Below are 7,436 nucleotides of genomic sequence, written 5' to 3'. Positions count from 1 at the left end.
CTCTAAAAATACACCGCGGGATGGAGCAGTAGGTAGCTCGTCGGGCTCATAACCCGAAGGTCATCGGTTCGAGTCCGGTTCCCGCTACTAAGCAAGTGCTTTCGGTAAGCACTCTAAAAATACACCGCGGGATGGAGCAGTAGGTAGCTCGTCGGGCTCATAACCCGAAGGTCATCGGTTCGAGTCCGGTTCCCGCTACTAAGCAAGTGTTTTCGGTAAACACTCTAAAAATATACCGCGGGATGGAGCAGTAGGTAGCTCGTCGGGCTCATAACCCGAAGGTCATCGGTTCGAGTCCGGTTCCCGCTACTAAACGAAAAATCGGTATGACTTATTGTTATACCGATTTTTTTATATCGTAAAAAATAGCTAATGCACTTGCAGAAAGTAATTTTTAATCAAGAAAAGTATTTGTATTTTTCAACCGGTCTGTCATAATTTTAGTATTGTCGTTGCCATTGGAATCTACAACTTTCAAATTGCCATTATATATTGAAGGATTTTCGTGGAAATTTCTTCTCGCTTCCAAAAACTGTTTCTTATTTTTAGCTTTAACCTCACTATAATATTGCAGAGTTTCTATAATTTCGTCAGATTTCTTAACCTCTGTTGCATATATTTCGATGGTTTTATTTTTATTGAAGACTTCCAAAATTAAACCGGACAGTCCTTTGAAACGAAATGGACCATCCGAAATCGCGACATCATTCGTAAACCACGCAAAAAATAGATCTCCTGTATCGGTTATGGTTTTTGCCAGCTGGCATTTAAAACCTTGTATATATTTAATTTCATTTAAAATTTCCCAGTTTAATTTAGGTTCCTCAAATGAAAAAATATATTTTCCTACTGGAAGATATGCATGAATAACACCTTTAGCCTTATAGATACTTTCTACAGCTTTAGGATATTTTGGTATATTTCCATAATTTGTATTTATAGTTGGTGTGGAATTGCCTTTGTAATATGCTTTAGCTTCTGCACTGCAATAAATTGATTCGGTATTATTACATAGTAAAACTGATGAATAAACTTTTACTTTTTCCCTATTTAAGCTATCAGAAATTAACTTAGTCTCATAATTAATTTCCATAACAGCTTTATTTTGTGCTGAAATAACCAGGAAGCACGAAACAAATAATCCTACAAATACTATTTTTACCATGATTAAAAATAATTAATGTTTCGCAATAATATAAATTTGATTTGAACCAATGTGATGAGAATCCATAATTCTATAGATTATTTGATTAAGTCCTTAAAATTTATCTATTAACAATTGATTTCTTCCATTTTTTATAAACTTCTTTCATACAATGACCACACGGACGATAGTTGTTTTGTAGAGCTTCTTTTTCATCTGCAAAGAAAACCCTGTTTTCCATCTTCATTCTTTTTCCTGAACGGCAGCTGAGTAATCCGTAGATTTTCAGTTTTTTATTCCCTCCAAAACAAATGTCTCTGCTGTGGATTTTACTTCTCAGATTTTCAGATGATAGTTGAGAATGCTGAATCATGATTTATCTTTTTATAACATTTAATAATTAACTGGCTGCATCATGGAAAATAATACCTAAAGCATACCGGTTTCCTTCTTTAACTTCACTTACGCCATGTTTCATATTGACTCTGTAGTACCCTTTTGTTCCTTTTCCCGGTTTAAATTGAGTTGTAAAAATAAGAACGTCCCCTTTTTTAGGTTTTAAAACAATGGCTTTTGACTGTGCTCTGGGAATCTGCTGGGTAAGCACAAACTCGCCACCCATAAAATCTTTATCAGGTTCGCTGAGCATTACAACGATCTGAATGGGAAAATAGATATCTCCATATAAATCCTGATGCAGCGTATTGAATCCGCCTTTTCCATATTTTAAAATTAAAACCGTCGCCTTTTGTTGGCCGTTTAGATAGCATTGATCTAAGAACTCCTGATGATCTGAAGGAAATTGAGTGTCAATATGTAAAGCTTTAAACCATGCATTGGCAATAGGTGCCAGATAGGGGTAAATGGTTGTTCTTATGGTTTGAATAATTGCTGGTAATGGATAGTTGAAGTATTTATACTCACCCAATCCAAAACGATGTCTTGCCATAACAACTGTCTTACGGTAAAATGTTGATTGATCATAATCTGATTTCATTATTTCACATTCCTCTTCAGAAAGCAGATTAGGAATTATAGCATATCCGTTTTCATGCATGGTTTCGGTAATGCTCTGCCAGTCAATATTCTTGATTTTATGAATGATATCTTTCATTGTTTTGATTTTATTCTGCAAAAATCTATAGTTCTTCGGAATAGTACAATCCGAAACATGCGGTATTTTAAGTGTAAATAAAGCTGACTATGGTATCTGGCCTATGGATTTAATATATTTCTGGATGATATTACCGATCCTGTTAAAAGTTACTTTTGCCCTGTTAATAAAAATAGATATAACAATGAATTACATTATTAAAAAGGCAAGTCTTGAGGATCTTGATGAAACGGCTGAGTTGTTCAATCTTTATCGTGTTTTTTACAGACAGGAGTCAGATGTTGAAAAGGGAAAAGCTTTTCTCAAAGAAAGGCTTTTAAACAGCGAATCTGATATTTTTCTTGTGATAGCGGAGGGCAAAGCGGTAGGCTTTGTACAGCTTTATAAACTATTTCATTATACCAAATTACAAAAGCAGTGGCTGTTAAGTGATTTGTTTGTTCATCCGGAGTATAGAGGAAAAGGACTGTCTGTAGCATTAATTGACCGCAGCAAACAATGGTGTGAGGAAACAGGAGCGTGTGGACTGATGCTTGAAACAGAAAAAACGAATGACATAGGAAATACACTGTATCCACGCTGTGGGTTTGAATATGACGGATTGCATAATTACTACCACTGGTGGAAATAGAATAAAAATATTCAATAATCATAGGAACCTTTCTTGAGGTATTTTTACTTCTATAGCGACAAGTAGTATTAGTTCTACAGTTTTGAACGTTTAATTCTACAGGTATTTTCAGCCAGCAGAAGGGTATAGTCCTATTTTTGTAAAGCTCTTACAGATCATGGGTAGGACAGTTGATCTGTAGAGCATATGCAAAAAAATCTCTGCCTAATTTTCTACTTTTTCCCCAAGGGTTTTATGATTAGTACCACAAAACTGCTTTTACGGCGGAGATTTTTTGCTTTTGAACAAAAAAAGAGAATGGCAATTGCCATTCTCTTTTTTATTTTTTTAATATGATTTAAATATTATTGTGCCAGTTGAGCGTAAGGAGTAAGCTTGTTGTCATCAGACATAGTCTGTCCCAAAAATTCTCTTTTCTGATCCGCTTTCATTCTGCCGGCAGCATCGTTTGCATTGAAATACGCTTCACTTAGTTTGGTAGCGATGTCAGCAGGTTTGAACTCAAATTTTGTATCTCCCTCAACTCCCAAATAACCGTTCTTTCTGGTAAGGTTGGTAATATAGTTGTTGTAATTGATCATCGTACCTCTCAACATATTGTTATGATATTCCATACATTTCTTAGCTTTTTTAGAAGAATTGTTCAGGATACAGTTTTTCATATTGTTTCTATATAAAAACCATTCAGACTCTAAAATACCATATTCTCTACCTAAAGCAATCTTTCCGTTATTCACAATATTATTATCTCCTTCTTTTGTGGAGATTGTCTGAAGATGCTGAATAACCAATGGAACGGTAGCTTCGATTTTTGATTTTGTATCTTTTAGTATGCTAAGATCGGCAGCAGGAGAACCCTTCTTTTGTGCTGTCGTAACATTGAAAATAAGCAGTAATAGTACAATCAATAAATTATATCTTTTCATGAGAAATTTTTAAAGCACTAAAATAAATATAATTTCCCGGTTAAAACAAATACATTTTAATATTTATTTAATAAAATTTAACAATTCTATAATGTATACTATTCATTGTTGTAAAAATGATGCGTTCAGGGACTTTATTGAAGTGATTTTTATAATTTAAATTGTTAATACAACTCAATTAGTGTATGAATTATCATCCAATGTAAAGAGGTTGTTGTGCAAGGATAAAAAAACACTACTAATAATGATAGTAGTGTTTGTAAATAGTATTTATTTGAAATAATGGGTGATTTTATCACTTTCAGGAACAACTTTAGAGTCAAAATGCTCCAGTAATTTTCCTTCAGGGCTGATCAGAAACTTGTTGAAGTTCCAGCTTATTTTCGCATCCATTACTCCATTTTGAGACTTGTGGGTAAGATAGTCAAATACCGGAGTGATTTTTGATCCCTTTACATCTACCGCTGTGGTAAGAGGAAAGGTTACACCATAGTTCTTTTCACAGAAAGACTTTATTTCCACATTATCATGAAACTCCTGATCTGCAAAATTATCAGAAGGAAATCCTACCACAACCAGTTTATCACCGTAATCTTTGTAAAGCTGTTCTAATCCTTTGTATTGAGGAGTATATCCGCACTTGGATGCCGTGTTCACAATAAGAATGTATTTCCCCTTGTATTCAGAAAAATCAATTTTTCCGCCATCGATGGATTCAATCTTAAAATCATAAATTGATTTTGCAGGTTTTGGACTTCTGGACTCATCCGGCTTAATAAATGATGAAAGGCCTATGATTCCCATAAGTACCATTCCGATAAAAAGTATTTTTTTCATTTTGAAAAGATTTTATTATTAATTATATGTTGAATGATGGACCGCTTTTCCTGCAATTTTGATTTTTACAGGTTAGTTTCTTGCCGAATCATATCAAATTTACGGTTAATAGATCCTCCTGCAATACTATTTTGTAATTGTTTTGAATTTTTTGATCTGGCTTATGATCCCTGCAAGAGTGTAAACCCTTACAAAGATTGTTCCCAAAGCTAATGAATTCACTCTTCAAGACCCGGAACAATTAGATGTTCTTAGTGTAAAATAAAAACCAAATCAAATAATTTTATGTAAAATAAACAGCTAATAAATCAATTCATTAAAAATTTAATAAATTTTAACTATTTTTATTTCATTGATTTTCAATTACTTAAAATTGCAATTGTTTTATCACTAAAAAAATAGTTGTTAGATTCAAATTTATTTCTACATTTGTATAACTAATTTCTTAGTGATATAGAATTGAAAAGTTTTATATCAATATAACTGATAAATGAACAGGATATGAAAATTCAGACTTTAACAAAAGCAGAAGAACAGGTAATGCAGTATTTATGGAAGATAGAAAAAGGGTTTCTTAAAGATGTTCTTGATCTTTTTCCGGATCCGAAGCCACATACCAATACGGTCTCTACCATTTTAAAAGTATTGAAAGACAAAGAATTTGTAGATTATCGTGTACATGGAAGACAACATGAGTATTTCCCGCTGGTTTCAAAAGAACAATACTCCGGGAAGACGATGAAAAGTCTGGTGAAAAACTATTTCAAAGGCTCTTATAAAAGTGCTGTTTCATTTTTGGTAGAAAAAAATGAAATGACAGTAGAAGATCTTGAGATGCTATTAGATGAACTCAAAAACAAAGACTAAGACCTATGGAAGCAATACTTTTATACTTTGGGAAAGTTATATTATGTTCAGGTGTAACGTTTTTGTACTATCAGTTGTCATTAAAAGACAAGACATTCCATCATTATAACAGATTTTATCTGCTGGGAGCCATTGTGATATCACTTTTGTTGCCACTTATCAAAGTAGATGATTTTACGATAGAAGTCAATAGTGATGTATACATGCTTCTTAATAAGATTCAGAATTTTAATACAGAAAAAAATATAAACAATGGTAACCTTTATTTTAACATTATTTTTTCAGCTCTGGGACTGGTTTCTCTCTATTTTCTAGGGAAGCTGCTGTACGGGATTTTCAAAATCCAGCAGTTTAAAAACCAATTTCAGAAAGAAAGCTTTGACGGGATCAATTTTTACCGTACAGACCTTACCGAAGCTCCATTTTCATACTTTAAAAATCTTTTCTGGAAGAATACAATTACCTTGAATTCTGATGTCGGAAAACAGATACTAAAGCATGAAATGGTACATATTGAGCAGAAACATTCCTTTGATAAAATCTTTATCGAGATTATTACTTCTGTGTTCTGGTTCAATCCGTTTTTTCATATTATTAAAAAAGAAATTAATTTAATCCACGAATATCTGGCTGATAAAAAAGCCGTAAAACAATCGGACACCAAAGCATTTGCGCAGATGCTTTTAGCAAGCCACTTTTCCGGAACACAGTTGCCTGTTACCAGTCCGTTTCTAAGTTCAAACCTAAAAAAAAGACTTAAGATGTTACAAAAACCAAAAACCAAATTCGGATATGCGCGAAGAATTTTTGCCTTGCCGGTTGTATTCTCAGTAGCTTTTGCTTATCTGGTAAATGCTAAAAACAGAGAAATTGAAGAAACAAATCTTACCATCAAAAAAGCAGTTTCAGAAATCAAGAAAGACACAATCAGACCTGAAAAATCAATTGATGGAACTATTACAGAATTAAAAACTGTACCACCACAAGATCATACAAAATTAACTGAGCTTGAAAAAAAGATAAAAGAAAAAGAGAAAGAGCTGGATGGATTGGATCCGGAAAGTGATGCCTTCAGTGATAAAATTGAAGAAATAAGTAACCTGGCATCCGAGATAGGAGAGATGGCTTCCAAAGTTGAAGTGGATGAATATTTCAATTCTGCTGAATGGAAAAATCAGATGAAGGAACTTGAAAATATGGACCCGCTCAGTAAAAAAGAGCTTCGTAAAATAAAAAGAGCGGCTAAAAAAGCGGGAAGAGAGGCTGCAAGAGTAGTAAAACAGATGGTTCCTCCCGCACCACCTCATGCACCGGATGAACCTCAGGCTCCAAAAGCGAAAGTAGTTTATTTTAAAAATAACAATACCGTCTACTATAAGGATCTTAGTCCTAAAGAAAAAGAAGAAGTACGCAAAGCGATGGCAGAAGCTAAAAAAGCAATGAAGGAAGCCGTAAAAGCCAGAGTGGAAGGAGAGAAAGCCAGAATAGAAGGTGACAGAGCACGAGCTGAAGGAGATAGAATCAGGGTACAGAGTGAAAGAATCAGAATTGATGCAGACAGAATCAGAAAAGAAGCTGAAAAAGCCCGCTTGGAAACAGAAAAAATAGCACAAAATTTCAGAGGAGGCAATTTTACGATGGTGAGCTCTTCTCCCAACGTGATGGTAATGCGTGCTGATTTTATTAAAAAAGATGGGAATGGCAACATTTCAATGAATGGAGTAAAAAAATTCAATATAAGTGCCGGAGATGATTTCAGATATAAATATTATATAGACGGAAAAGAGAGTTCTAAAGAAGATATTAATACTTTAAAACCTGAAAATATCGCGAGGATGAATGTTATCAAAGGAAGTCTTGTAAAAGGGACCGAAGGAGAGATAAGAATTGAGACAAAGAAATAAAGTACCATCAGGC

8 protein-coding genes and 3 tRNA genes are annotated in these 7,436 nt (G+C 33.8%); 6 read left to right on the top strand and 5 right to left on the bottom strand.

Annotation, left to right across the window (positions count from 1 at the left end; translation table 11 throughout):
- Positions 1–14 precede the first annotated feature (14 nt).
- From FB551_RS08375 to FB551_RS08365, 3 genes are all read left to right on the top strand, one after another.
- Positions 15–87: transfer RNA gene (locus FB551_RS08375), tRNA-Met, on the top strand.
- Positions 88–125: 38 nt separating this feature from the next.
- A tRNA-Met gene (locus FB551_RS08370) sits at positions 126–198 on the top strand.
- 38 nt (positions 199–236) lie between these two features.
- Positions 237–309, top strand: a tRNA-Met gene (locus tag FB551_RS08365).
- An 85-nt stretch (positions 310–394) separates the two neighbouring features.
- Here the strand turns inward: FB551_RS08365 and FB551_RS08360 are convergent.
- The 3 genes from FB551_RS08360 to FB551_RS08350 form a co-directional block, all read right to left on the bottom strand.
- Positions 395–1,165: a GLPGLI family protein gene (locus tag FB551_RS08360; RefSeq protein WP_142016709.1), complete on the bottom strand. Its 771-nt coding sequence runs from the start codon at positions 1,163–1,165 to the stop codon at positions 395–397.
- A 100-nt stretch (positions 1,166–1,265) separates the two neighbouring features.
- On the bottom strand, positions 1,266–1,517 hold the full coding sequence (locus tag FB551_RS08355; RefSeq protein WP_142016707.1) for an Ada metal-binding domain-containing protein: 252 nt from the start codon (positions 1,515–1,517) through the stop codon (positions 1,266–1,268).
- A 27-nt stretch (positions 1,518–1,544) separates the two neighbouring features.
- Positions 1,545–2,258, bottom strand: a complete 714-nt coding sequence (locus tag FB551_RS08350; protein ID WP_142016705.1) for a 2OG-Fe(II) oxygenase — start codon at positions 2,256–2,258, stop codon at positions 1,545–1,547.
- Positions 2,259–2,442: 184 nt separating this feature from the next.
- On the opposite strand from FB551_RS08350, the gene FB551_RS08345 reads away from it, so the two are divergent.
- A complete protein-coding gene (locus FB551_RS08345) occupies positions 2,443–2,889 on the top strand; it encodes a GNAT family N-acetyltransferase (RefSeq protein WP_142016703.1) in 447 nt (148 codons plus the stop codon).
- A 344-nt stretch (positions 2,890–3,233) separates the two neighbouring features.
- On the opposite strand, the gene FB551_RS08340 is transcribed toward FB551_RS08345, so the two are convergent.
- Entirely contained in the window at positions 3,234–3,815 is a 582-nt protein-coding gene (locus FB551_RS08340) for a hypothetical protein (protein WP_047429571.1), read from the bottom strand.
- A 270-nt stretch (positions 3,816–4,085) separates the two neighbouring features.
- Positions 4,086–4,652: a glutathione peroxidase gene (locus FB551_RS08335; RefSeq protein WP_047429573.1), complete on the bottom strand. Its 567-nt coding sequence runs from the start codon at positions 4,650–4,652 to the stop codon at positions 4,086–4,088.
- 501 nt (positions 4,653–5,153) lie between these two features.
- Between FB551_RS08335 and FB551_RS08330 the strand changes: the two genes are divergently transcribed.
- Both FB551_RS08330 and FB551_RS08325 read left to right on the top strand, forming a co-directional pair.
- Entirely contained in the window at positions 5,154–5,519 is a 366-nt protein-coding gene (locus tag FB551_RS08330) for a BlaI/MecI/CopY family transcriptional regulator (RefSeq protein ID WP_047385363.1), read from the top strand.
- 5 nt (positions 5,520–5,524) lie between these two features.
- Positions 5,525–7,423 carry a M56 family metallopeptidase gene (locus FB551_RS08325; protein ID WP_142016701.1) on the top strand — a complete coding sequence of 633 codons (1,899 nt, stop codon included), beginning with the start codon at positions 5,525–5,527 and terminating at the stop codon, positions 7,421–7,423.
- The last annotated feature ends 13 nt before the right edge of the window (positions 7,424–7,436 follow it).

It is taken from the genome of Chryseobacterium aquifrigidense (assembly GCF_006716485.1).
Taxonomy (GTDB): Bacteria; Bacteroidota; Bacteroidia; order Flavobacteriales; family Weeksellaceae; genus Chryseobacterium; species Chryseobacterium vietnamense.
Note: the sequence above shows the minus strand (reverse complement) of the source record. Positions and strands in the feature narration are given on the sequence as shown.

What these genes read in the sequence shown, in the direction of transcription:
- FB551_RS08325 (WP_142016701.1), top strand. Translation starts at nt 5,525, where the DNA reads ATGGAAGCAATACTTTTATACTTTGGGAAAGTTATATTATGTTCAGGT.
- FB551_RS08340 (WP_047429571.1), bottom strand. Translation starts at nt 3,815, where the DNA reads ATGAAAAGATATAATTTATTGATTGTACTATTACTGCTTATTTTCAAT.
- FB551_RS08360 (WP_142016709.1), bottom strand. Translation starts at nt 1,165, where the DNA reads ATGGTAAAAATAGTATTTGTAGGATTATTTGTTTCGTGCTTCCTGGTT.
- FB551_RS08335 (WP_047429573.1), bottom strand. Translation starts at nt 4,652, where the DNA reads ATGAAAAAAATACTTTTTATCGGAATGGTACTTATGGGAATCATAGGC.
- FB551_RS08350 (WP_142016705.1), bottom strand. Translation starts at nt 2,258, where the DNA reads ATGAAAGATATCATTCATAAAATCAAGAATATTGACTGGCAGAGCATT.
- FB551_RS08330 (WP_047385363.1), top strand. Translation starts at nt 5,154, where the DNA reads ATGAAAATTCAGACTTTAACAAAAGCAGAAGAACAGGTAATGCAGTAT.
- FB551_RS08355 (WP_142016707.1), bottom strand. Translation starts at nt 1,517, where the DNA reads ATGATTCAGCATTCTCAACTATCATCTGAAAATCTGAGAAGTAAAATC.
- FB551_RS08345 (WP_142016703.1), top strand. Translation starts at nt 2,443, where the DNA reads ATGAATTACATTATTAAAAAGGCAAGTCTTGAGGATCTTGATGAAACG.